The 23,089-nt window shown below is 64.1% G+C and carries 15 protein-coding genes and 1 pseudogene (1 of these 16 only partly in view); 3 read left to right on the forward strand and 13 right to left on the reverse strand.

The features are described from left to right. The 3 genes and pseudogenes from EYQ35_04550 to EYQ35_04560 all read right to left on the reverse strand — a co-directional run. Positions 1-4,609, reverse strand: a pseudogene (locus EYQ35_04550) (hypothetical protein); it reaches 86 nt to the left of the window's first position. A gap of 370 nt (positions 4,610-4,979) precedes the next feature. Continuing rightward, positions 4,980-6,293, reverse strand: coding sequence for a hypothetical protein (locus EYQ35_04555; protein ID HIF63413.1), 1,314 nt, complete (start codon positions 6,291-6,293; stop codon positions 4,980-4,982). Positions 6,294-6,359: 66 nt separating this feature from the next. Continuing rightward, on the reverse strand, positions 6,360-6,653 hold the full coding sequence (locus EYQ35_04560; protein ID HIF63414.1) for a LuxR family transcriptional regulator: 294 nt from the start codon (positions 6,651-6,653) through the stop codon (positions 6,360-6,362). Between the two features lie 299 nt (positions 6,654-6,952). On the opposite strand from EYQ35_04560, the gene EYQ35_04565 reads away from it, so the two are divergent. After that, positions 6,953-9,043, forward strand: a complete 2,091-nt coding sequence (locus EYQ35_04565) for a hypothetical protein (protein HIF63415.1) — start codon at positions 6,953-6,955, stop codon at positions 9,041-9,043. Between the two features lie 23 nt (positions 9,044-9,066). Then, entirely contained in the window at positions 9,067-9,342 is a 276-nt protein-coding gene (locus EYQ35_04570; protein ID HIF63416.1) for a hypothetical protein, read from the forward strand. Between the two features lie 35 nt (positions 9,343-9,377). Here EYQ35_04570 and EYQ35_04575 read toward each other — a convergent pair whose 3' ends face one another. Then, on the reverse strand, positions 9,378-11,078 hold the full coding sequence (locus tag EYQ35_04575) for a D-aminoacylase (protein ID HIF63417.1): 1,701 nt from the start codon (positions 11,076-11,078) through the stop codon (positions 9,378-9,380). 127 nt (positions 11,079-11,205) lie between these two features. Here EYQ35_04575 and EYQ35_04580 point away from each other — a divergent pair, with 127 nt between their 5' ends. After that, complete coding sequence (locus EYQ35_04580) at positions 11,206-12,024, forward strand: crotonase/enoyl-CoA hydratase family protein (protein HIF63418.1); 819 nt, start codon at positions 11,206-11,208, stop codon at positions 12,022-12,024. A gap of 23 nt (positions 12,025-12,047) precedes the next feature. Here EYQ35_04580 and EYQ35_04585 read toward each other — a convergent pair whose 3' ends face one another. From EYQ35_04585 to EYQ35_04625, 9 genes are all read right to left on the reverse strand, one after another. After that, positions 12,048-12,479, reverse strand: a complete 432-nt coding sequence (locus EYQ35_04585; protein HIF63419.1) for a hypothetical protein — start codon at positions 12,477-12,479, stop codon at positions 12,048-12,050. Continuing rightward, positions 12,479-13,663: a thiolase family protein gene (locus EYQ35_04590; protein HIF63420.1), complete on the reverse strand. Its 1,185-nt coding sequence runs from the start codon at positions 13,661-13,663 to the stop codon at positions 12,479-12,481. The genes EYQ35_04585 and EYQ35_04590 overlap by 1 nt, the downstream gene beginning before the upstream one ends. After that, complete coding sequence (locus tag EYQ35_04595; protein ID HIF63421.1) at positions 13,660-15,105, reverse strand: FAD-dependent oxidoreductase; 1,446 nt, start codon at positions 15,103-15,105, stop codon at positions 13,660-13,662. The genes EYQ35_04590 and EYQ35_04595 overlap by 4 nt, the downstream gene beginning before the upstream one ends. A 12-nt stretch (positions 15,106-15,117) precedes the next feature. Then, positions 15,118-16,368, reverse strand: coding sequence for a DUF1214 domain-containing protein (locus EYQ35_04600; protein ID HIF63422.1), 1,251 nt, complete (start codon positions 16,366-16,368; stop codon positions 15,118-15,120). Beyond that, positions 16,361-17,494 (reverse strand): sulfotransferase, encoded by a 1,134-nt coding sequence (locus tag EYQ35_04605; GenBank protein ID HIF63423.1) that lies wholly within the window; start codon positions 17,492-17,494, stop codon positions 16,361-16,363. The genes EYQ35_04600 and EYQ35_04605 overlap by 8 nt, the downstream gene beginning before the upstream one ends. 42 nt (positions 17,495-17,536) lie before the next feature. Further along, entirely contained in the window at positions 17,537-18,073 is a 537-nt protein-coding gene (locus EYQ35_04610) for an HD domain-containing protein (protein ID HIF63424.1), read from the reverse strand. Positions 18,074-18,144: 71 nt separating this feature from the next. Then, positions 18,145-20,229, reverse strand: a complete 2,085-nt coding sequence (locus EYQ35_04615) for a hypothetical protein (protein HIF63425.1) — start codon at positions 20,227-20,229, stop codon at positions 18,145-18,147. A 569-nt stretch (positions 20,230-20,798) separates the two neighbouring features. After that, on the reverse strand, positions 20,799-22,172 hold the full coding sequence (locus EYQ35_04620) for a DUF4215 domain-containing protein (protein ID HIF63426.1): 1,374 nt from the start codon (positions 22,170-22,172) through the stop codon (positions 20,799-20,801). Between the two features lie 95 nt (positions 22,173-22,267). After that, positions 22,268-23,089 (reverse strand): nitronate monooxygenase (locus tag EYQ35_04625; GenBank protein ID HIF63427.1); only part of this gene is annotated, 822 nt, incomplete at its 5' end.

A 23,089-nucleotide genomic window follows, 5' to 3' on the forward strand; every position in this document is an offset into this window, starting at 1 on the left:
CGTCGTCGCAACTGGTCGTGTTATCAGTGCTCACGCAGCCCGAAGCCGAATCACAGCTGTCGTCGGTGCAGCCATTGATGTCGTCGCAGTCAGGAGCTTCTCCGCCCAGGCAGGCACCCGCCGTGCAGGTATCGCTGGTGGTGCAGGCATCGCCGTCATTACAGCTGGTCGTGTTATCAGTGCTTACGCAGCCCGAGGCCGAGTCACAGCTGTCGTCGGTGCAGCCGTTGGCATCGTCGCAGTTGCCGTCGTTGACAGCATTGACGATGACGTCGTTTAGCTCGTCGCAGGAGTCATCGGTGCAGGCTACGCCGTCGTCGATCATCGGGTCGGCGTTGTCCATGCAGCCCATCGAGGCATCGCAGCTCTCAACGCCCGTGCAGTACAGGCCATCGTCACAGCTGCCGTCGTTCGCGGCGTTAACGATTACGTCAGCGGCTTCGTCGCATGAGTCATCGGTGCAGGCTACGCCGTCGTCCATCATCGGGTCGGCGTTGTCCATGCAGCCCATCGAGGCATCGCAGGTCTCAACGCCCGTGCAGTACAGGCCGTCGTCACAGCTGCCGTCGTTGACGGCGTTGACGATTACGTCAGCGACTTCGTCGCATGAGTCATCCGTGCAGGCTACGCCGTCGTCGATCATCGGGTCGGCGTTGTCCTGGCAGCCCATCGAGGCATCGCAGCTCTCAACGCCCGTGCAGTACAGGCCGTCATCGCAGCTGCCGTCGTTGACGGCGTTGACGATGACATCGGCAGCCTCGTCGCAGGAGTCATCCGTGCAGGCTACGCCGTCGTCGATCATCGGGTCGGCGTTGTCCTGGCAGCCCATCGAGGCATCGCAGCTCTCAACACCCGTGCAGTACAGCCCGTCATCGCAGTTGCCGTCGTTGACCGCGTTGACAATCACGTCGTTATCTTCGTCGCATGAGTCATCGGTGCAGGTTACGCCGTCGTCGATCATCGGGTCGGCGTTGTCCATGCAGCCCATCGAGGCATCGCAGGTCTCAACGCCAGTGCAGTACAGGCCGTCGTCACAGCTGCCGTCGTTGACGGCGTTGACGATGACATCGCCAGCCTCGTCGCAAGAGTCATCCGTGCAGGCTACGCCATCGTCGATCACCGGGTCGGCGTTGTCCTGGCAGCCCATGGTCGCGTGGCAGGTCTCTACGCCCGTGCAATACAGGCCGTCGTCGCAGCTGCCGTCGTTCGCGGCGTTAACGATTACGTCAGCAGCCTCGTCGCAGGAGTCATCCGTGCAGGCTACGCCGTCGTCGATCATCGGGTCAGCGTTGTCCTGGCAGCCCATCGAGGCATCGCAGGTCTCAACGCCCGTGCAGTACAGCCCGTCATCACAGTTGCCGTCGTTGACAGCATTGACGATGACGTCGTTTAGCTCGTCGCAGGAGTCATCGGTGCAGGCTACGCCGTCGTCGGCCAGCGGGTCGGAGTTGTCCACGCAGCCGAGAACGGTGTCGCAACTCTCTACACCGGTACAGTAGAGTTCGTCATCGCACACCGGGGCCACCCCGCCCACGCAAGCGCCGGCCGAGCAGGTGTCCGCCGTGGTGCAGGCGTTGGCATCATCGCAGGAAGCCGCGTTGTTGGCATTAATGCAGCCCGTCGCCGAATCGCACGTGTCGTCGGTGCAACCGTTGGCGTCATCGCAGTCGGGAGCCGCGCCACCCACGCAGGCGCTGGCGGCACAGGTATCCGTGGTCGTGCACGCGTCGCCGTCGTCGCATGCAGCAACGTTGGGCGCGTTCACACAGCCGGCAAGCGAATTACAGAAATCGTCGGTGCAGCCGTTGGCATCACCGCACTCCAGGCGCGGTCCGCCAACACAGGCCCCGGCCATGCAGGTATCGATAGTCGTGCAGGCGTCGCTGTCGTCGCAGGAAACCGAGTTGTCGACATTGGCGCAACCCGTGGCTGCGTCGCAGCTGTCGGTAGTGCAGAGGTTGCCGTCTTCGCAATCAGACAGCGAGGTGTCCACGCCGGCACAGGATCCCGCGGCGCAAACGTCGCCTGTCGTGCAGGCGTTGCCGTCGTTGCAGACCACCTCGTTGTTGGCCAGCTCGCAACCCGTAGCCGCATCGCAGCTGTTGTCGGTGCAGCCGTTGCCGTCGTCGCAGAAAGCATCGTCGATGCTATTTACCAGCGAGTCGGTGGCCTCGTCGCAGCTATCCACCGTGCAGGCCACGCCATCGTCGGGGTCCGGGTCGGCGTTGTCCTGGCAGTCGGCCACGGCATCGCAGGTCTCAACGCCCGTGCAGTACAGCCCATCATCGCAGTTGCCGTCGTTGACAGCGTTTACAATCACGTCGTTGATTTCGTCGCAGCTGTCGTCCGTGCAAGCCACATCGTCGTTGGCCACCGGATCAGCGTTGTCCTGGCAGTCCAGGCTTGCGTCGCAGGTCTCAACTCCGGTGCAGAACTGCCCGTCGTCGCAGAAAGAGTCGTCGGTTATATTGACCAGCGAGTCGGTCGACTCGTCGCAGCTATCCACAGTGCAGGCCACGCCGTCGTTGGGATCGGGATTAGCGTTATCCTGGCAGCCCAGCAACTGGTCACAGCTCTCGACACCGGTGCAGAACTGGCCGTCGTCGCAGAAAGCGTCGTTGACCGCGTTGACAATTACATCAGCAGCCTCGTCGCAGGAGTCATCCGTGCAGGCTACGCCGTCGTCGATCATCGGGTCGGCGTTGTCCACGCAGCCGTGGCTTGCGTCGCAGGTCTCGACACCGGTGCAGAACTCGCCATCGTCGCAGAAAACGTCATCGACCGCGTTGACAATCACATCGTTGATCTCGTCGCAGCTATCCGCCGTGCAGGCTACGCCGTCGTCAGCCAGCGGGTCTGCGTTGTCCACGCAGCCGAGAATCGTGTCACAGCTCTCGACACCGGTGCAGAACTGGCCGTCGTCGCATACCGGCGCTACTCCACCCACGCAGGCTCCAGCCGCGCAGGTGTCTGCCGTGGTGCAAGCATCAGAGTCGTCACAAGACACGATGTTGTTGCTGTGAGTACAGGCGTGGGTGACGGTATCGCAGGCGTCGTCGGTACAGCCGTTGAGATCGTCGCAGAGCTCTGCGACCGGGAAATTACTGCTGTCGGCAACGCATCCCTCATCGAGAAGGACAGCGGTCACACCCTGGGCGTTGTTAACCGAGGCATCGCCTTCGAGCCGAAAGGAGGCGAGGCGCACGCCGCGACTGCTGATAACGAGCCTGGAGGGCGAAAGCGGGGCGACCTCGTCGAAACGAATCGACCACAGCACCCAGACCAGGTCCTGGGACGCTCCAAGCAAATCCCCGCTGACAGGGTCGAGGTTCTCCTGGGCTACTATCTGAACGTTGTTGGCATCAAAGACGATGGTCTCCGTGGGGGTGATAAAGGTAGCCTCGAAACCGTCAAGTCCGACCTCGTCGCCAGCGCAGATCAGCGGCGGAGAGCATGAAGGATCCTCGCCCAGGCCGATGCCCGGAAGCGGCGCACCCTGGCCATCGACGAGCCCCTGGCCAGTAGAATCTGTCAGCTGGTCGCCAAAGGATCCGTGCACGTTGGTAAAAAGATCGCGTGGCACGTTGGCCATGACTATATCAAAACGCGGCAGGGCAGCACTGCCCACGTTCCCGAACAAGATCGGCAGGGCGGCAACATCGGTGGCGTCGCCGAGGTATTTCTCAACGGGTCCCAATACCGGGTCGAGACAGGGAGCTACACACTGAAGAGAAGGAGTGACCTGCTCACAGCCCACCGCCACTACCTCACCGGGCACGCACTGGCCCCCGAGGCAGGTATCACCAACCGTGCAGAGGTCGCCATCGTTGCAGGCGCCGGCGACCGGGGAGTGCGAGCACTGTCCAAAGGCAGGGATGCAGTTGTCGAAGGTGCAGGGGTTGCCGTCGCTGCATTCAAACGCACAGGTAGTCGAGCAGCAATCGCCGTTGGCGGCGTTGCCGTCATCGCACTGTTCGCCTGGGTCGAGACTGCCGTTTCCGCAGTTGGCCGGAACGGGAAGACCGGGTACCAGGGAAGCAGTCAGCGCCCCGTCAAGCGGGTTGGCAACAGTAACGTCGAGGGCGTTGTTAACGGCCGAGTCTCCCACGAGGTCGAACTCGGCGAGTACCGTGCCGCCCTGTCGTACGACCAGGTGAGAAGGTGAAAGGGGAGCAACGTCGCCGAAGCGAATAGACCACAGCACCCAGACCCTGTCCTGCCTGGCGCCGGTAAGGACTACACCCTCGGCGTCGAATACTTCCTGGGCCACGATCTGCACGTTGTTGCGGTCAAAAACTACATCGCCGGAGGCGGTCGTGAAGGTGGCGCTGAAACCGTCAGCGCCGACCTCGTCACCCGGGCATATGGATCCCGTTCCGCAACCGGGAAACTCACCCAGTCCTGCACCGTCCTGGCCAGTGGGGTTGCCGGCGGCATCGGTCAAGGCGTCACCTAGCTGGCCGAAAGCGTTAGTGAACAGGGCGCGGGAGACGTCGGTAATGACTATATCGATGCGGGGCACAGCCGGTGTGCTGACGTTCTCGGCCACGACGGTGAGGCCGACCAGGTCACCAGCATCGCCCAGGTAGGCTTCTATGGCACCAGCCACGGGGTCAACGCAGGGGGCTGTACACTGGGCTCCCGACGTGGCCGGTAAAGTCAGAGAAGCAATAAAAATTAAAATCCCCGCGACACAGGTTGCCCTGCATCGCGCTGTGGTAGTAGCGCGGTGATACATCTGGTTGCCCCCGTAGTGGACCCTCAACAGGGCCGCCTATTGACCACGGCACGGAGACCACAGGGCTGTCAACAGGGCCTTCCCCCCCGGTCGAGGGAATACTTGGGGCTATCAAAGGCGGTCCGCACGGGGTGCGAAACAACAGCTTCCACGCCCTCCCCCATCTTTGTCGTTTGCCGTGCAACCCGCCTTGCGCCCACGCGCAAAAGCCCGCCACAGTTGGGGGTGAACGCTCGGAAATTCAGCGCCCGGGAGTAATGCGGAAGGACTGTCGGCCGAGCAGCAATATGCCCGCCTCGACCCTGTCTCCCACAGCGAGGTAGTCGAGTTCATCCCGGTGCCGGAGCATTGAAGCCAACGCGGCACGGCGAACCGGCCAGGTCCACGTGGCCAGGGCCCCGAACAGGTACCCTACACGACGGACCAGGCCCGGAGCCTGAAACGCAACGCCGGCCGGCGTGCCGGTGAGCACCACGCTGCCCGCGGGCAGCACGTAGGTGTTCCAGCCCTGCCTGCGCGCCGGAACCGCGAGCTGAAACTTACGTCGCTCGCCACCAAGCGTAGCCGGGGCTATCGCAAGGTGCCCATCCCGGGCTACCCGCCTCGACAGGGCACGCAGTATGGCCGCCGGCGGATTTTTCATCAGGCCGGTGTCGGACGACTGCGCGCAACGAACACCGCCCTCCTCGGTGACCTGGGTAAACATGTGGAGGCCGTGCGGCTCCCCGTTACCGGGCCACAGCGGCAACTCGGCTCCGTGCACCATCCATGGACCCACCACTAAAAACCCGGGGCTAGCCTTGGCATCCCCCGCCCCTCGCCTTCCGTGCAGCACGAGCGGAGCACGATCGGTCATGTCGCTGGCTGTGAACCAGGCAAGTTGTTTTTCGAGCAGCCCCGCGGCAGGAATTTTCCCCAGGTCCAGCTCCTCGAGCAATACGAAACCCAGCTCGACCTCGTAGTCCAGCAACGCGTCGCGTCCCGGGTGTGCGAGGTCGGAGTAAGCCGAGGTTGGTGCGACCGGCTTGGCAAAAAGAAACATCTCGCCGCCACCTGCTTCTTGCGCGTGCGCGGCGTAATTGAGACCGGCGCCCAGCACCACGACACGCTCGTGGAGCAGGTCGGCAACCGAAATGTTGACCACCGGCTCGACCACTGTTTGCAGGCGCTGGGGGTTGAGCTCTTCGACAAATTCGGGGTCAATCGCGTCCCGGCCCTCGCCCAGCCATTCCGCCCACACGTCGGCGGCTCGGCCGAAACCGTCGGCCGCGTGAAAAGATTCGAGCGTGACCACGCCTTCGAGGCCATCGGCAGACAGGTTGTATACAAGCAGGGGAACGCCATCGCGGCTGTCGAGTACCAGTCCAAAACAGGGACCACCCTGGCAGGAGTGATCGCGGCTACGATAGCTGAGTATGCGCGGTGGGGCGGCCTGTTGGCCAGCAGCGAAAAGCTCGCAGTCCGCCGCCCGGGCGTCGTTGACCAGCGCAAGCGGTGCCGCCGCGAGCAGCAACGACAAGGTCAGCGACGAAAGTCGCCTGGGCAGAAAGCTCATGGAACTATTTGGCGCCCTTCGCGCCTCTCGGTCAAGAGCGCGCTGCGGACAGCAAACGAGAAGAGATCAGATCCAACCCTGCTTGACCAACAGCACGGCGGCCTGCACCCGGTTGCTCACTCCTATCTTGCGAAAGATGCGCTTGAGTTCCGACTTCACTGTTTCAGCCGAGACGCTGAGCAATGACGCGATCTCGGTATTGCTCAAGCCCTCGCAGACCAGTGACAGTACTTTCTTCTCACGCACCGTGAGATTGGGTGGCTCCAGCCTCGGATCGTAGGCAAAGGCCTCGCCGGTCGCCGCGGGCTGCTGGTAAGCATGCGAGCTGGCTGTCGCGGTCGCTAATGATTTCATTTCCATATTAAACGTCTCCTCGGGCTAATTGCCTCGAGGACTGGCCTCTCCCCCACCGACGTCATCCCGTGCTACCTGAATAGCGCAAGCTCGGGGCCAACGTCGACCCCCTTTCTACATCAAACGGACAGCTGCCCCTGCAAGGACGGCTGTTCGCCGGGCTGGTCGATGCCCCGTTGAAACCTTTTTACACAACTACGTCCACGACTCTGCGCGTCATACCAGTTTAAATAACTAACAGTTTCAGTCGTGGCTCTACCCTGCAGCAGTTGCACGAACCCACGGTAACTGGAGAATCGCTGTCGATGACAACTATCCCGCAGCCCGAAGCAGAACAGTTAAGCAACCCTGACAACGATAAAGCCCCCGGCGAGCACGCGACAGGCGGCGTTGCCGGCAAACTGCTGTGGGTAGACCTCTCGGAAAAACGCAGCTGGGAAGAAGTGGTGCCCCCCGAGGTATCGCGGGCCTTCCTCGGAGGCTACGGACTGGGAGCCTGGGCGCTGTACCGCAACCTCGAGCCGGGCACCGACCCGCTGTCGGCCGACAACATCTTCGGCATAGTGGCGGGCACTCTCACGGGCTACGGCACACCGTTTTCCGGCCGCAGCCAGATCGTGTCGCGTAGCCCCTTGACGGGCACCTGGGCCGACTCTAACTCGGGCGGCGCAATAGCAGGCCAGCTCAAGCGCTGCGGCTACGACGGCTTGTTTGTGCGCGGCTGCGCCGAGCAACCCACCGCGCTGATCATTCGCGACGGCAAGGTCAGCTTTGAAGACGCCACTGACCTGTGGGGGCTTACCACCTTTGAGGCCACCGACCGCCTGGCCGAGCGCCTGGACCGCGAGAAGACGGGTTTCTCGGTTATAGGACCGGCCGGTGAAAAACAGTCGCTCATCGCCGCGGTCATCAACGACCGCTACCACGCCTGGGGGCGGCAGGGTTTCGGCGCCATCCTCGGCTCCAAGAAACTCAAGGCCATAGCCGTGCAGGGAAGCGGGCAGGTGCCGCTGGCCCACCCCGCCGCTTTCAAGGCCTTGTGCGAAGAGATCAACCTGCCCTACCGCGAGGCCCACAGCCTGCTCGTGCGCTTCATGGCCTACGTGATGAAAACCAACCGCTTCATGGGTTTCCTCTACCGCATGATAACCAAGCTGGGGCTGAAGCTGCCCGTGGGTGGAAACCAGGCGCCGATGATACGCACCTGGCGTAAAATGGGTACCACCTCGGCGGTTTCGGTGTCGACCGAAAACGGCGACGCGCCGGTTAAGAACTGGACCGGTGCCGGCAGCAAGGACTTTCCGCTCTCGACCAAGGCCTACAAGGTGAGCGATGAGGCCGTGCAGCGTTACCTCGATCGCTCGCTTTCCTGCGGCGACTGCCCACTGGTGTGCAAGGGCGTAGTGTCGGTCAAGAACGGCAACTACAAGACCGACCAGGTGCGGCGACCAGACTACGAAACCCTGTGTGGATTCGGCGCCAACATGCTCAACGACAACCTCGAATCGGTCGTCATGTGCCACCACATCTGCAACAACTACGGCATGGACGCCGTGTCGGCCGCCGCCACCCTCGGCATGGTGGCCGAGCTCTACGAGAAGGGCGTTCTCACTATCGACGACCTCGACGGCATCGACCTGAAGTGGGGCAACGCCGAAGCCATCGTAGAGATGACCCGCCGCATGGCCACGCGCGAGGGCTGCGGCGACCTGTTTGCCGACGGCTGCGCCAAGGCCGCCGAGCGCCTGGGCAACGACGCCGCCCGCGAGGCAGCCGTGCACGTGCACGGCCAGGAACCGGCCTACCACGACCCCAAGTTCTCGATGTCAATGGGTACCGGCTACGTGTCCGACCCCACGCCGGGGCGTCACACGACGGGCAACGCGAGCTGGAACGAATCCTTCGGCATGAAGCTGCCGCTGCCCGACGCGAAGCCGGCCACCATAGAAGCCGCCACCGTGGGCCTGCGCAGTTACGAGGGCAAGGGCGAAGCCCAGCGCATCTGGAGCAACCACCACCAGGCGCTCAACGGTTCGGGCTTGTGCATGTTCTCCCTGCTGACCGGCGGACTCCCCTACTCGCGGCTCATCAACGCGGCCACCGGTTGGGACATGACAGACGATGAGTTCCTCGAAGCCGGTGAGCGCATTCAGAACATGCGCCACGCGTTCAACGTGCGCGAGGGCATCAAGCCCGCGGACTTCAAGGCCCACCCGCGCATGACCGGCGAAGTGCCGCTCAAGCACGGCCCACTGGCCGGCGTGAAGGTCGACCAGCAGAAACTCAAGGACATGTACTTCGACGCCATGGACTGGGACCGCAAGAGCGGCCGGGTGTCTGCCGACAGGGCAAAAGCGCTGGGCATCGATGAAACCCTGGCCGACCTCGTCAGCTGAAACCGACGTCTGCCATCAAGCCGGTGAAAGTACGCTTTTTCATACGCGGGTACATGCTCGACACTTTCGTGTCCTTCGACCGCAAGCTGCGCCTGCCCGACGGTTGCAGCATGGCCGACGCGTTCGTCCGCGTTGAAAAGAAAGCCGGGGTCAAGCTCTCGCGTTGCCTGGCCGAGTCGGAGGTAGTGGCCGAATCTATACTGCTCAACGGGGAGCGCGTGCCCCTGCCACGGCTGTCGAAAACCACGCTCTCGGACGGCGACGAGGTGTCGGTGCTCTCGCCGCTGGCCGGCGGCTAGGAGCGGCTAGGAGCGGCTAGGAGCAGCGCGCTCCGCTAGACCGTGTCCCGGCCCGAGCGGAACACGCGGCCTGGGCGCTCGCTGGTGAACTCGCCTTCGCACACGATCTCGACGCCGTTGACCAGCACGTTGCCGATACCCTTCGCCTCGGAGTAGAGCCGACCGGCACCACAGGGCAGGTCGGTGCGCGTGTAGGTCTCGCCGGGTGCAACCTCGTCGGGATCAAAGACCACGAGGTCGGCCGCCCAGCCCTTCTCGACCAGGCCCCGGTCGCGCACCCCGTACAACTCGGCTGGTACCTGCGTGAGCTGGTGGACGGCCTGCTCGAGGTCGAGCAAGCCGTACTCGCGCACACCATTGCCCAGCACCTGGGTCGAGAAAGCAAAGGTGTCTATCATGTCGAGGTGAGCGCCGGCGTCCGAGCCACCGATGACAGTGCGATCGTCGAGCCACACGCGTCCGCGCTGCTGCCAACTGGCATCGTCGCTGCCAAAAGCAGGCGGCATGAACGACGTGTACAGGCCGTCGGCCAGGGCGAGATCAACCAGGGCGTCAAAGTTCGTCTTGCCCTGCTCGCGGGCGATGTCGCCCACTTTTTGTCCCTTGAACTTCTCGTTGGCGGGTTCAACGACCTGGTCCACTGTCATAGAACCCCAGTCGGCCAGGGCCTTGAGCAGCCCGGCCTCGTCGCTGTTGGCGCGTCGGTCGAGCGTGGCGCGGTAGTCGGGGTCCGACAGGGCCCGCTTGCGCTCCTCGACCGGCATACGAAACAACTCGCCCCATCCGGGCAGCGCGTCGAGCACGAAGCCCGAGTAGAGATTGAGCCGCAGCAGCATGGGCTGCGGCACGGTGAGAGCCACCACGCTGGCGCCCTGCTCGGCGGCGATGGTACTGTAGCCCATCTGCGTGTCGGCAAACTCGGGTGCCAGCGAGTTGGGTGCGAGCACGTTCCAGTTGAGCGTGCGTTCGCCGGCCAAGGACATGTCGACCATGATCTGCACCTGTTCGTCGGTAAACTCACCCACCCCCGGTATCAGCTCCAGCGAGGTACCCGGGTGATCGCGCAGCACGCCGGCCAGCTCGACCAGCTCGTCGCGCGACGCGTGTCGAGAAGGCACCGGGTCACCGGCGCCGTCGTTGTGGGTGGGCGATAAGGTAGAAGAAAAACCCATGCCCCCCTCGGCAATGCTGTCGGCCAACAAGGTCTTCATAGCCGCTAGCTCTTCGCTGCTCGCCTCTTCGCCTACCGCGCGCTCGCCCATGACGACGCGACGGATGGCGCAGTGGCCCACGAGAAAACCCGCGTTGACCGAGAGCTGTCCCTCCATGCCATCGAGGTACTCGCCAAAGCTCGTCCAGTCCCAGGGCACGCCCTGCTCGAGACTTTCAATCGGCATGCCCTCCACCCGCGCGAGCATGGGCATGAGGTAGTCCCCGGCGCCCGGCGCGAGTGGCGCTATGGTAAAGCCGCAGTTGCCGCCAAACACGCTGGTGACGCCGTGCAGGGGCGAGGGGCTGAGCGTGCCGTCCCAGAATGCCTGGGCGTCGTAGTGGGTGTGCACATCGATGAAGCCGGGACAGACCACGCGACCGTCGGCGTCGATGACGCGGTCGGCCTTTTCGTTTATCTCGCCTATGGCAGAAATCACGCCGTCTTTTATGCCCACGTCGGCGCGCCGCCGCCCGGTGCCGCTGCCGTCTATCAACTCTCCGCCGCGAATGACTACGTCCATCATCTCTGTCCCCTCTTGAGCGCGTTGCATTGCCCGCCCCGTGCTGCCTTTATGCTGCCCTGATGCTGCCCTTATGACCAACCGGCGCAGAGGATCCGGCCACAGCCGGCGACCGCCCAGGGAGAACAACATGAGCGAAGAAGCACACCTGCTCGTAGAGCGCCGCCGTGACGGCGTAATGGTACTGACCATGAACCGGCCCGGAGCACGCAACGCGCTCAGCCCGCAGATGCTGGTGCTGATGGCCGAGGCCTGGCACGAGTACCGCGACAACAGCGATCTGCGCGTGGCCATACTCACCGGCGCGGGCGACGAAGATTTCTGTGCCGGTGGCGACCTCAAGCTGACCATGCCGCTTATTACCGGCGCGCGGCAGCCCGAGGACGACTGGGACCACCGCCTGATGGGCGACCTCACGCTGTTTACCGACGCCATACTACGCAACTTTGAGCTCTACAAGCCGGTCATCTGCGCGGTGAACGGTCGCGCGCTGGGCGGCGGCACCGAGATCATGCAGGCCACCGACCTCAGGGTGGCCTCGGACAACGCCGTGTTCGGCACGCCCGAGGCCCGCGTCGGACTGCTGCCCGGTGGCGGTTCGCTCACCCGCCTTGCGCGACAGGTGCCGTGGGCGCGGGCGATGGAGATACTCATGCTGGGCGAGCCCTTCGATGCAGCCACGGCCCTGGACATGGGACTGCTCAACTACGTCGTGCCCCGCGGCGAAGCCTTGAAGCGCGCGCTCGAACTGGCCGCCGTGCTGGCCGACTGCGGTCCGCTGGCGGTACGAAAAATCAAGGAGGGCATCCTGCGCTCAAGCGGACTGCCGCTGGCCGATGCTTTCAAGATAGAAGACGAGGTGTCGATGGCCGTGATGACTTCAAAGGACGCGCGCGAAGGCCCGCGCGCCTTCAAGGAAAAACGCAAGCCGCTGTTCACCGGGGAGTAGCCCGGCAAATCAGCGCCGGGCTGTCAGTCGGCCGGGCGGGCGAAAGGAAGAGCGGTCTGGGCGCTGACCGCGGCAATCTCAACCAGCACCGGAAAATCCAGGCGCAGCTCTTCGTTGCTGATGCCGCGGGTCGAGCACACGAGGCGAATCCCCTCTTCGAGCTCCACGATCACCACCGCGTAGGGGACCACCTGGGCAAAGGCACCGTGCAGTGGCCGGTGAGTCACCGTCCACGAAAAAACCCTGCCGCGGCCCGACACCTGCTCCCAGGCCAGCTCGCCCGCGCCGCAGCCAGCGCAGGCCAGGCGCGGTGGATGCTGCCAGCGCCGACAATCTCCGCAGCGTTGGAAGGCCAGGCGACCGGCGGCCAGTTCGCGGTACCACTGCCCCGCCACGCCCGGCGGCGTGGGAGCGGGCAGCGGATAGTCGGCCGCGTTTTTTTTCATCTCGCCCATCAGTCGGCCGCCAACACGGCGAGACTGCCGTCGCCGAAATCTCCCCAGCCGGTGACCAGGCCCAGGCGCGCATCGCGGACCTGTCTCGCACCGGCTTCGCCGCGCAACTGCCGGGTGGCCTCCACGAGGTGGTTCAATCCCCAGCAGTGGCCCTGCGACAGCAATCCGCCGTGGGTGTTGGTGGGATAGCGGCCGCCGTCGAGCGACAGTGTGCCACCCCGCACGAATTCGCCCGAGGCTCCGCGCTCGCACAGGCCCAGCGCCTCGAGCTGCAACAGCACCACGTAGGTAAAGCAGTCGTAGATCTGCAGAAAGTCCATGTCGGTGACGTTCACGCCAGCCATGCCCAGCGCCCGCGGCGCGGCGTGGTCGAGACCGACGCGGAAAAAGTCTTCGCGGCTGGCCATGTCGTCGGCCGGATAGGGATGACCCTCGGCTGCGCCCAGTATGCGCACCACCGGGCGGGCAAGGTCGCGGGCACGCTCGGTGCTGCTGACGATAACGGCCGCTGCGCAATCGGTTTCCTGGCAGCAGTCGAGCACGCGCATGGGCTCGCTGACAAAGGGGCTCTCAAGGTACTCGTCCATCTCCAGCTCACGGCCGCGCATGAGTGCGCGCTCGTGCAGCTGTGCGTGCCGGCGAAAGGTGACCGCCAGCTCGCCGGTGTCGCTGTCCCGCACACCGTAGAGCTGCTTGTGGCGCATGCAGATCAGCGAGTAGAACTGCACCGGCATGACGGCGCCGTGAGGAACGACAAAATCCACCAGCACGTCCATGGCCGAACTCGCCGTCACCCCGTGGCGTGGCGGGTCGCTGCCCTCGCGCGGGCGCAGAAAACTGTGGCCGTTCCAGCCCACGAGCACCAGCACGTTGGTGGCAAGGCCCGAGCTCACTGCCATCGCCGCGTTCTGCAACGAGGCCGTTGGCCCGGCGCCGCCGAGGGCGCTTATGGCCGCGTAGTTGAGCTCGGAAATACCAAGGTTGGCGGCGAGTTCCTCGGAGCTCGTGTACCAGGGCGGAGGCAGTATGCCGTCGATGTCGGTTACCTTGATGCCGGCGTCGTCGGCAGCCCGCCGCGCGACGTCCATCATCATCTCCACCGGCGTGCTCGCGCTACCCTTGAGGTAGTCGGTCTCGGCCACCCCTACGATAGCTGCCTTGCCGCTGAACGAGCCCGCGGTCATAAGCCCGTGGCGTGGCGGCCGGCGCGGCGACCGAAGAAGGTGCCGTCGCCGATCGACAGCCCGCTGCTGTAACCTGGGGCGGCGAGGCAGGCCGACGCGCGACCCGCTGCGTACAGTCCCTCCACCACGGCGCCGTCGGCCGCGAGCACGCGTCCGTCGGCATCGGTGGCCAGCCCACCGAGCGTGAAGACCGCGAACATCGAGTTTTCAACCGTGCAGTCCAGCGCGCCGTAAGGAGGGCGCAGCGGCACGAGGTAGGACTCGCCCTTGTGAAACCCGGGGTCACTGCCCTGCTCGGCACCGCGGTTGTACTCCGCGAGCGTGGCAACGAGACTGCCCGTTGGCAGGCCAAGGGTCTGCTCTAGTTCCTCGGCCGACTCGCCCACGCCGGAAATCGGCCGCTCGACCTCGGGCTTTTCCCAGCAGGCCTCGTCGAGTATCAACCAGGCCCGGCCCTGCTGCCCGTAGAGGACGCTGTAGCCGAGCGCGCCCATGTAGGCGTCTTCGTTTATGAAGCGTTGGCCTTGCCCGTTAACGAGTATGCCGCGCTGCAGGCTCTTGGGCGGTGTGAGCGGCAGCGAGATCGAGCCCATCTCCATGTTGATGGCATGGCCTCCGGCGGCCATGCCCAGGCCTATGCCGCTGCCGTCGTCGCCCTCGGCCCCCACCTTGAACAGGCAGCGGCCAGCTGTTGGTGCGTACTGCTCGAGCATCGAGCTGTTGCATATAAAACCTCCGGTGGTGAGCACCACGCCACCGCGTACGCGCACCGCCAACTCGCCGTCGGTGTTGGCCAGCAACGCGCCCACAACCGCACCCGCCGTGTCGACCACCAGCGCGGTGCAGCGCGTGTCGTAGAGCGTCGTGGCCAAGGAGGCCTCGACGGCCTCGGTCAGTTTCTGCATCAGCAGCCAGCCGGTCTGGTTGGCGGTGGCCGCGACATGCCCGCGCGGCGCCGGTCGCGCGATCTCGTTATATGGGTGGCAGTTCTCGCTGCCCGAATACACCAGTCCCTCGTCGCCAGGCGGCTCACCGCTGTAGTGGGGGTAGAAAACGGGATTGAACGGCAGGCCCAGCTCTACGAACCAGTCGTAGTGCTCAACGCTGTGCTCGCAGTAAGGACGCAGCTTGTCGAGGTCGGGCGCGTCGCCACACGAAGCGGCCAGGTAGGCGTACATCTGCTCGGCGCTGTCTTCAAAACCGCAGGCGCGCTGCAGGTCGGTGCCGCCGCCAAGGTAGATGACCCCGCCCGACATGGCCGAGGTTCCGCCGCCGCCGCTGGCGCGCTCCACGACCAGCACGTCGGCGCCAGCGCGGGCCGCCTCGATGGCTGCAGCCGCACCCGCACAGCCGAGGCCGGCCACGAGCACGTCGACCTCGCGGTCCCACCTGGCCACGTCGGCCACCGTGACCAGTTTCTGGCTCATTCCCTGTTCTTTCATGCCCGCAACCACTTAGTCCCTGAAGCGCCGCCACACGCCATCGCGCCGTGCGCGCAACACATGAGCCCGCTCGGCCGGCGTTACCCTGGCCGTGTCGGCGGGCAGCGCGGCGTCGAGATCGCCAAGTTTGACCACGCGGTAGCCCTGCTCGGGCACCGAGTCGGCCAGCAGGAAGCGCGGGGTGAGCATTCCCTCCGTGTGGCCGGCGGTGTCTATCCAGTTGGCCACGCCGGGGTCGGCCATGCTTATCACGCCGCGAAACATGCCGTCTGAATCAATGCGCGCCTGCTGTCCGTTGAGACTCGACTGCCGGTAAGTGTAGTCAAAGCTCTCGCCCCACCAGTTGTAGAGCTGGAAGCTCCAGTAGTGACAGGGCGGCGGCGTGAACTCCACGAGCAGCGCCTCGTCGGGCTCGATGCGAAACCAACCAAAGCCATAGTCCTGCAGGGGGTCGGTCACCGACCTGCCCTTTTCGATCATGATGACCTCGTTGGTGGGCTGGGCGCGGTAGGCCCGGGCCAGCGAATCCCACAGGTCGCAACCGGGGTTTATAAAGCGAATGGCGTTGCGCAGGCGGCGGCCAAAGTCCTCGGGTGTAAGCGGCGGCGGCGGACCATCGGCGCCCAGGCGCTCGATGGTAAGATGCCAGGGCAGCTCGTTGGCCCAGTCGTAAAAAAACTGCCGCACACCCAGGCCCGAAACCTCGGGCGTGATCTTGAGCCAGTTGCGCGCATTGTCGGGTCGCTCGGCCGAGACGCTTATTTCAAAACTACCGTCGTCTTCGAGCTCGAGATCGAGACTGTTCATGCTCGCCACCACGCCACCGGGCGCGACCTTGCCCTCGGGAATCTTGTCGCCAAACTTACCGGCCGTGGCAGTCAGGCCCAGGTAGTGGGCCGTGCCGCCACTGCCGCGGATGAGATAATCGTGATGTCCGCGCAGCGAGACCTTGGAGTACAGGCAATCGATGTTGTCCAGGCCCCACTTGACGCTGGTGTCCATCAGGCGGCCGAACTCCGGGTAGTCGGGGTCGGCAAACTCTACGAACATGGTTAGCGCCGCGTTGACCAGGCGCGTTAAGTAGCGATAGCCCTCGGCGCGGTCCACGGGCGAACAGGGGACGTGCGCAGCGGTGACCACGCGGCCGGCGTCGGCAATGGCATCGACAAATGCCTGCCAGGCCTCGCCGTTCTCGACCGCGGGGCCGGGCGGGCGCAGGCGGGCGGCAAAATCAGCGGCAGAAACGACGTCGGCATTACTCACTGGGCTGCTCGCTCGGGACGTCCGTGCGGGGAACCGGCCAGCCGAAGCGCTGGTACAACTCCCCCAGCTCTTCTTCCAGGCGCGCGGGCGTGAGGCCGAACTCCCCGAGGCTGTAGTCGTGATCAGTCTCGTGACCCCTCACACGCTGCTCGCCAGCGGCCAGCAATTCGCGGTACTCATCGTTAATCTCCATGCCCAGCTCGCCGTACACCTTTTCTACTGTTGCCAACGGCGACGCCACTAATTCGTTGTAATCAACCAGCGAGCACAAGGTGTCGGGGAGACGATCGAGTGCTGCCAGGGGGTCGCGGTAGCTCGCGAACGAGATGCCGGCCAGGGCGCGCAAGGAACGCTCGCGTTGCTCGCGACTCCAGCCCGCCCGCGCGAGGCTGCCCTTGATGAGCCTGAGCAGGCTGGGAATGGCCTCGGCCGGGTCACGCAGCGGGACGACGAAACGTGCGTCTGGAAAAAACTCCACGAGCGACTCCACGCGACCGGCGAAGGTGGGATTCTTGCTGCAGTGCACGTGCCCCGGACCAGCCGCGTAGAGCTGCCGGCGCAGGCAGGCGCGGTAGTAACGCAGCAAGCGCCGCCGACGGCGATCGGGCCAGCGGTCGACGTGATAGACATCGAGCTCGGCCATGAAGGGAAACAGTACCATCCAGAAGCCCGAAGCGCAGGACAAGGCGGCCACGAAGTCGTCCTCCTCGGGACTGCGAAGGCCGGTGGCGTGGATGCCGGTCGCGGGGTCGACCAGGCCGCGCTCACCGCGCGAAACAGCGCGCCCGACGCGCCCGCCCAGTAACAAGCGGTCGGCGGTGGCCAGCGACTGCAGGAGACGGCGCGAGAGCAACGACGGAAATGCCATCTCCCAGGCCTTGAAGTAACTGAAGCGGTCCGGGTCGCTCACCAGCAGGCGATGCAGCAGCGTGGTGCCACTGCGTGCGTGGCCCAGGATAAACACCGGCTGTTTTATCTCGACCCGGCGCAGGCCGGGGAACAGGATGTTGTCGAGCGTGAAGCAGAGCGCCTGCAACAACGCGAGTGGCGGAATGACGAACAGCACCAACACGAGCGCCATGCGCCGGGCGCGCCCACGTTCGGCCGCCCAGCTGAGGCGAAGCATCAGCCACCAGTTACGAAAAGAAAAATAGAACACGCTGCCCGCTCAGGCTATGACTCTACGCGCCTCGGCCGCGATTTTTTCGAAGTGCTCCTGGAGCGCGGCGTTGGTGCCCACTGGCAGGTTGTCCACCACCCCCGATGCCCAGTCCACGTAATTGAGGCGGCGCTTGGCGTCCCAGTCCTCAGGCGGATGCTCGGTCACATCGCGCACGTTGGAGATCTTGTCGCCCAGCTTTACCAGGGCCGCGCCCGGCGACAGGGTTGCCGCGCGCTTGAGCTGCTCCTGCTTGCGTTCTTCCTTGGGCAGCTTCTTGTCGTCGGTCACTTCTTCGACCATGCCGCTCACCCCTTTGCCGAAGAGCTCGACCAGCTCGGCCACCGTGGTCTTGGTGTCTTCGAGGGTATCGTGCAGCAGGGCGGCGGCGAGCGTTTCCTGGTCGTCGACGCCACCCACCCGGGCCAGCAAGGAGGCTACCTCGAGCGGGTGGTTGATGTAGGGCGACGCGTCGACGCCCTTGCGCTTCTGGTCGCGATGCTTGCACGCGGCGAAATACGCCGCCTCCAGTACAAGGTTGTTCATGCTGCCAAACCACTTAACACCAACAACCGGCTGCCGGAAACCTGTGAACCCTGCAGCCCCTCGTGAACCGGCTACTGGCAGCTGGTCGGGTCGCCAGGAGTATAAACCAAGGACGGATCGCTAGCGCAGAACATGGTAGAGGTCAGCTGCTGCTTGATGCGCCCCGGGCCCGGCAGGCCGAACGCCGCGTTCACCCCCGCCGACCCCACCGGCGCGATGCAGAACACCGCCGCCCCCACCGGGGCACCTGGCACCGCCTGTCCGTCGGCCTGGATGGTGTCGAGGAAGCACTCGCGGGTCTTGCCCAGGGTGCAGTTGCCCGCGCCGATAGCGCCGAAAGAATTGCAATCGATATCGTCGGAACAAGAACCGTCTCCGGCTCCCAGGGAAGAATCGCATTCGACGTCTTTCTGGCACGGGCTACCGAGATCACCTGCCACGCAGATGCCACCCGGACTGCAACGGAGGTAACCCTCACCGTTGGCTCGCACGAGGCCGTCACAGAAGCCCTCGCTCGCCCCGGGGCACTCGCCTTCGTTATCGCCGGTGGGGGTGCAGACCGTAGCGAACGAAGAACATGCGGGGGTCGCCATCCCGGCTAACCCTGAATCAATGCAGGTACCCGCACCAACGGCCGCGCAGTCAGCGTCCGACGAGCAGGGGAATGTCGCATCGCCGCTGCACTGCAAGCAGTGGCAGGTCTCGCCGAGAAACGGGAACGAGCAATCCAGGTTCGCATCCAGGGTCTGCGTGTCCGCGGTCAGCGTATACGAGACAGGCGACCCCGGGCCCGAAATGTTCCTGCCGGGAACGGGCATGCAATCCAGGCTGTATTCACCACCGGGACTCGTCGGGCTGTACGGGTCACAGGTTTCCCCGCATTTGCCGTCGTGCACATTGAGAACCGTGTCACAGTCTGAAAAGTGTCCGCACGAGAGCCCTATGTTCCCCTCCGTGCAAGTGCCCTGCGGGCAGTCGCCGTTGACCCCGCAGGGATCGGCGGTGACCGAACAACGGCTCCTGGCCAGCGGAAAGGTGTGGTTGATACCAGCTGCGTCGCAGGGCTGACCGATGCTGTACCCACCACTGCAGGTACCGTCACGTATACCGTCGTCGTAGACCGTATCGCCGTCACAGGTGGGGCAGGGGTTGAATATGTTCAATCCCAGGTACACCTCGACACGCAGACCCGTCGTGAGTTCGAACTGGCCGGTATCGACATCGACCGTACCCGCCAGGTCCTCGGCAAACCGGTGCACCTGGCAGACCGCGACCCCGCCCGCGGCCAACGGTAGAGGCGGCGCCTGGAAGCACTGGCAGGTGCTGCCGCCGCAGTCATCTATATCGGGCTGGAAGGGTTCGTCGCAGATCACCCGCCTGTTGTCGGCACAGCGGCAGTTTCCGAGGGACGGATCCACTCCCAACACATCACACTGGCCACAACCGCTGCCTCCAAGCGAGCCATCGCACCGGAGTGCCAGCCTGTTTCTCACCTGGTCGTTGACATCGGAGTCGTGGGCAACGCCGTTCGCGCCCTGGTCGATATCAGTAGCCGTCTGGCAGCGCCCCATGGCAAGATTGCAGCTGCCTGGTCCGCAGTCGCCGTCGTTTGTGCAGGGTTGGCCGGCCCCGGCCCACGCCCGCAGTTCGGCCATGTCGGGGCACAGGGGATGCCCGCATCCACTTGTTCCCTCGAGGTCGCAGCTTTCGTCGCAGCAGTCACCCGCGACCATGTTGCCGTCGTCGCATTCCTCCCCGCACTCGGCCAGGCCGTCTCCACAAACGGCCGTGGAAAGGCAGCCGTTCGAACAGCAGTCGCCATCGACCATGTTGCCGTCGTCGCAATCCTCGCCCGGCTCGGCCACGCCGTTTCCGCAGGTCTCGACTGCGCAGTTTTCGTCACAACCGTCACCGGGAGCCACGTTGCCGTCGTCGCATTGTTCGCCCGATGCCACAACACCATCGCCGCAGTTCCAACTCGCACACACACGCCTTCCAAATGATTCGGGGCAGGCCGCCTGCCCACAGTCGTCGCCCAACTCAAGGCCCATAATCCATGGACTCGCGCTGTTGCGCAGGCACTGCAGGTCGGCCTCCTTGGCCTTCAATTTCAGTCTATACTCGTCGGGATTGCCGCGACGGGGCCTGAGTCCCATCCTAATCTTCGGAGCGTTTCCAGCGGCCGACTTGCACAGGAAACCCCTTGGTCGCTGAGTACAGGTCACCGCATCGATCGGGCTGGTGAAACAATCACCTGCCCCGCCGTTCAAGGTAAAAAGGCTGTCCTCCGTGGCGGGGTTGATCCCACTGGCCGCCGCCGAGACATCAAGCACCCTGCAGGCGACAGTGAGCCTGTCGGTTCCACCCGCGAGCGTGCGAAAGCGTACCCTGAGGGCACACTGGTCAAAGGTGAGCGTATCCGAACAGACAGCCTGCGCGCCAACGCTCGCTACATGGCCGGTAAGAGTCAGCCCGAACACCAGGGCAGCCCACACCAACAGCGCGCCAATGCTTGATAAAAGTACCGACCGGCCGAAGCACGAGAATATATTGAGGATTCCTGCTTTTTCCATAATTCAGGCTTATCACTGCTGATGCCGGCTTGTCGACGAAGGTTTTCCCCGTTGTCCCCCGTCAGGGGGGGGGCGAAAACATGGTTGTGCGCGGCCACTAACACAGATCCCGTGTTACTGCGCGGGGGAGACCGGATTTTCCAGTGCCGGGCTCAGAACCCGAGTATGCAGCTCCCCGACACGCCCTCGTACTCGGCGCACTTCTCGGCGGTCGTGGGCACGCAGTATCCGTCGAGGGTGCAATTGCCCTGGGTTCCGCAAAACGGGTCGTCGCAGGCTATGAAGGGTTCGCAGCCCTGGCCGCAGGTCTCGCCCAGGCCCGTGAGGAGACCGCAGCTACCGGGGTATAAAATGTCGTACGTGCAAACCGGAACCATGCACGCACTACAGTCCGACTCGCACAGAGAGCGCTCCGGACAACTGGTGCAGTAGCCGCCCTGGCAATCCGCGTTCCAGGTACAGGGCAGTCCATCGTAGGAGCCGCCGACACAGGCACCGCCTAAGGCCCCTACCCCACCACCGTCGGCGTCACAGAACTCCCCGGACGTGGTTAACCCGTTGCCGCACATGGTAACCTTACAGTTGGAATCGCAACCGTCGCCGCTCAGGCGATTGCCGTCGTCGCATTCTTCGTTGCCAAAAGCCCACGGTGTTGACGCTCCTACCTGCCCGTCGCCGCAACTGGGAATACACCTGTCAAAGGGGAAGTCGACAGAGCCATTATCGATAAGGTCGCAGTCAACCGTCAAGGCTCCGCCAATGCGCAACAACTCACAGGCACGACAGCTCGTGCCGCGGTCAGCTTCGTCTATCTGCGAAGCAACCACGCCGCTCCACAGCAACCCCGCCCAGGTTTCGCACTGGCTATTGGCCCACTTGCCTTCGTACTTTGAGATCATCTTGCCAAGCTTGGAGTTGGTGGAAGAGTCCAACTGCGAAAGGCAAGCAACCACATCGCCCGCAGATTGGATCGACGAGTCAGCCAGTCCACTCTTCAAGCAAGACGAAAAGAATTTAAGTTTCCTGCCCAGGATCCTGGTAGCTCGCTTCAGGTACATACGGCTACAGGCAGCCGTATGACCAGGAGGATCCGGGGGGTGTGTGTTATCCCAGCTCGACGTTGACGTCGAATACTCGACCAGCGAAATCCTCTGGGCGATTGCTGCAGATATCAATTCATCCGCACCGACGAATCCGAAATCGGGTAGGTCGCCACAGCGTTTCGTTTCGATAGTGATGATCTTCTGGGTGGCCTTCGCGATTTTGCCCTTCGGATCGGCGGTCAAGCAAGTAGCCGTGTTGCCGCCGCTGAAGGTGAGATCGTACAGGCAGCCGTCGATCTCCTTGCCCTGGGCCTTCACGAGCCTGGAGGCCCCCTTGGCCATACCGGTCAGGCATTTCACCTGCGCCGAGTTCTGCTGCTGCGCCGGTGCCGCAGGCGCGACCACCAGGACACCAAGCGAGGCGACACCCAGGATGGCTGCGACAAGTAATCCGCTAAGCCGGGTCTTCACGGCCACGAGCATAACACCGCCGTGGTCTGCTTGTCCATAGATATCCTGCCCCCAACAGGGGGGGGGTGGGGCACGTTAGTACGTTAGTCTTACAGGGGTGGCTGGTTCTACAGGACGCCGTTCAACCTGGAGCCGATCAGCGTTTCGGCCTCCGACATTATGCGGTCGATGAGTTCCTGGCAGGTGGGTATATCGTGGATCAGTCCGGCCACCATTCCGCAGGACCACGCGCCTGCGTCCATGTCGCCCTCGGACATTATGCGCGGGTAAACACCGGCCACCTCGTCCATGATGTCGGCGAACCCGAGGTCCTTGCCGAGTTCCCTCTCCTTTTCGAGCAATCGCTCGACGGCGGAGTTCGTCAGCACGCGCTCGGTGTTGCGCAAGGGACGCATGATGAGCCGGGTGTCGAGCTCACTGGCCTCGACGATGGCCTGCTTCACGTTCTCGTGCACGGGGGCTTCCTTGGTGGCTATGAAGCGCGTGCCCATGTTTATTCCCTCGGCTCCCATGGCCAGCGAAGCAACCAGCGAACGGCCATCGGCCATACCTCCTGACGCTACGAACGGTATCTCCAGCTCGTCGGCCGCACGCGGCAGCAGTATCATGTTGGGAATGTCGTCCTCGCCAGGGTGGCCACCGCACTCGAAACCGTCTACCGACACCGCGTCGCAGCCAATGCGCTGGGCCTTGAGCGCGTGCCTGACCGCGGTGCACTTGTGTATGACCTTGACCCCGGCGTCCTTGAGCGCGGGAAGATACTCCTGCGGGTTGTTGCCCGCCGTCTCGACTACCTTGACGCCCCCGTCGACTATGGCCTGCACGTAGCCGGGATAATCAGGGGACTGCACGATGGGCAGGAAGGTTATGTTCACGCCGAAAGGCTTGTCGGTCATCTCGTGACAACGGGCGATCTCGGTGGCCAGGTC

The sequence above is a fragment of the Candidatus Binatota bacterium genome (assembly GCA_012960245.1).
In the GTDB taxonomy this organism is placed as follows: Bacteria; Desulfobacterota; Binatia; order UBA1149; family UBA1149; genus UBA1149.

What these genes read in the sequence shown, in the direction of transcription:
- EYQ35_04595 (HIF63421.1), bottom strand. Translation starts at nt 15,105, where the DNA reads ATGAAAGAACAGGGAATGAGCCAGAAACTGGTCACGGTGGCCGACGTG.
- EYQ35_04565 (HIF63415.1), top strand. Translation starts at nt 6,953, where the DNA reads ATGACAACTATCCCGCAGCCCGAAGCAGAACAGTTAAGCAACCCTGAC.
- EYQ35_04610 (HIF63424.1), bottom strand. Translation starts at nt 18,073, where the DNA reads ATGAACAACCTTGTACTGGAGGCGGCGTATTTCGCCGCGTGCAAGCAT.
- EYQ35_04580 (HIF63418.1), top strand. Translation starts at nt 11,206, where the DNA reads ATGAGCGAAGAAGCACACCTGCTCGTAGAGCGCCGCCGTGACGGCGTA.
- EYQ35_04590 (HIF63420.1), bottom strand. Translation starts at nt 13,663, where the DNA reads ATGACCGCGGGCTCGTTCAGCGGCAAGGCAGCTATCGTAGGGGTGGCC.
- EYQ35_04615 (HIF63425.1), bottom strand. Translation starts at nt 20,229, where the DNA reads ATGGGACTCAGGCCCCGTCGCGGCAATCCCGACGAGTATAGACTGAAA.
- EYQ35_04620 (HIF63426.1), bottom strand. Translation starts at nt 22,172, where the DNA reads ATGCTCGTGGCCGTGAAGACCCGGCTTAGCGGATTACTTGTCGCAGCC.
- EYQ35_04555 (HIF63413.1), bottom strand. Translation starts at nt 6,293, where the DNA reads ATGAGCTTTCTGCCCAGGCGACTTTCGTCGCTGACCTTGTCGTTGCTG.
- EYQ35_04560 (HIF63414.1), bottom strand. Translation starts at nt 6,653, where the DNA reads ATGGAAATGAAATCATTAGCGACCGCGACAGCCAGCTCGCATGCTTAC.
- EYQ35_04585 (HIF63419.1), bottom strand. Translation starts at nt 12,479, where the DNA reads ATGGGCGAGATGAAAAAAAACGCGGCCGACTATCCGCTGCCCGCTCCC.
- EYQ35_04605 (HIF63423.1), bottom strand. Translation starts at nt 17,494, where the DNA reads ATGCTTCGCCTCAGCTGGGCGGCCGAACGTGGGCGCGCCCGGCGCATG.
- EYQ35_04575 (HIF63417.1), bottom strand. Translation starts at nt 11,078, where the DNA reads ATGATGGACGTAGTCATTCGCGGCGGAGAGTTGATAGACGGCAGCGGC.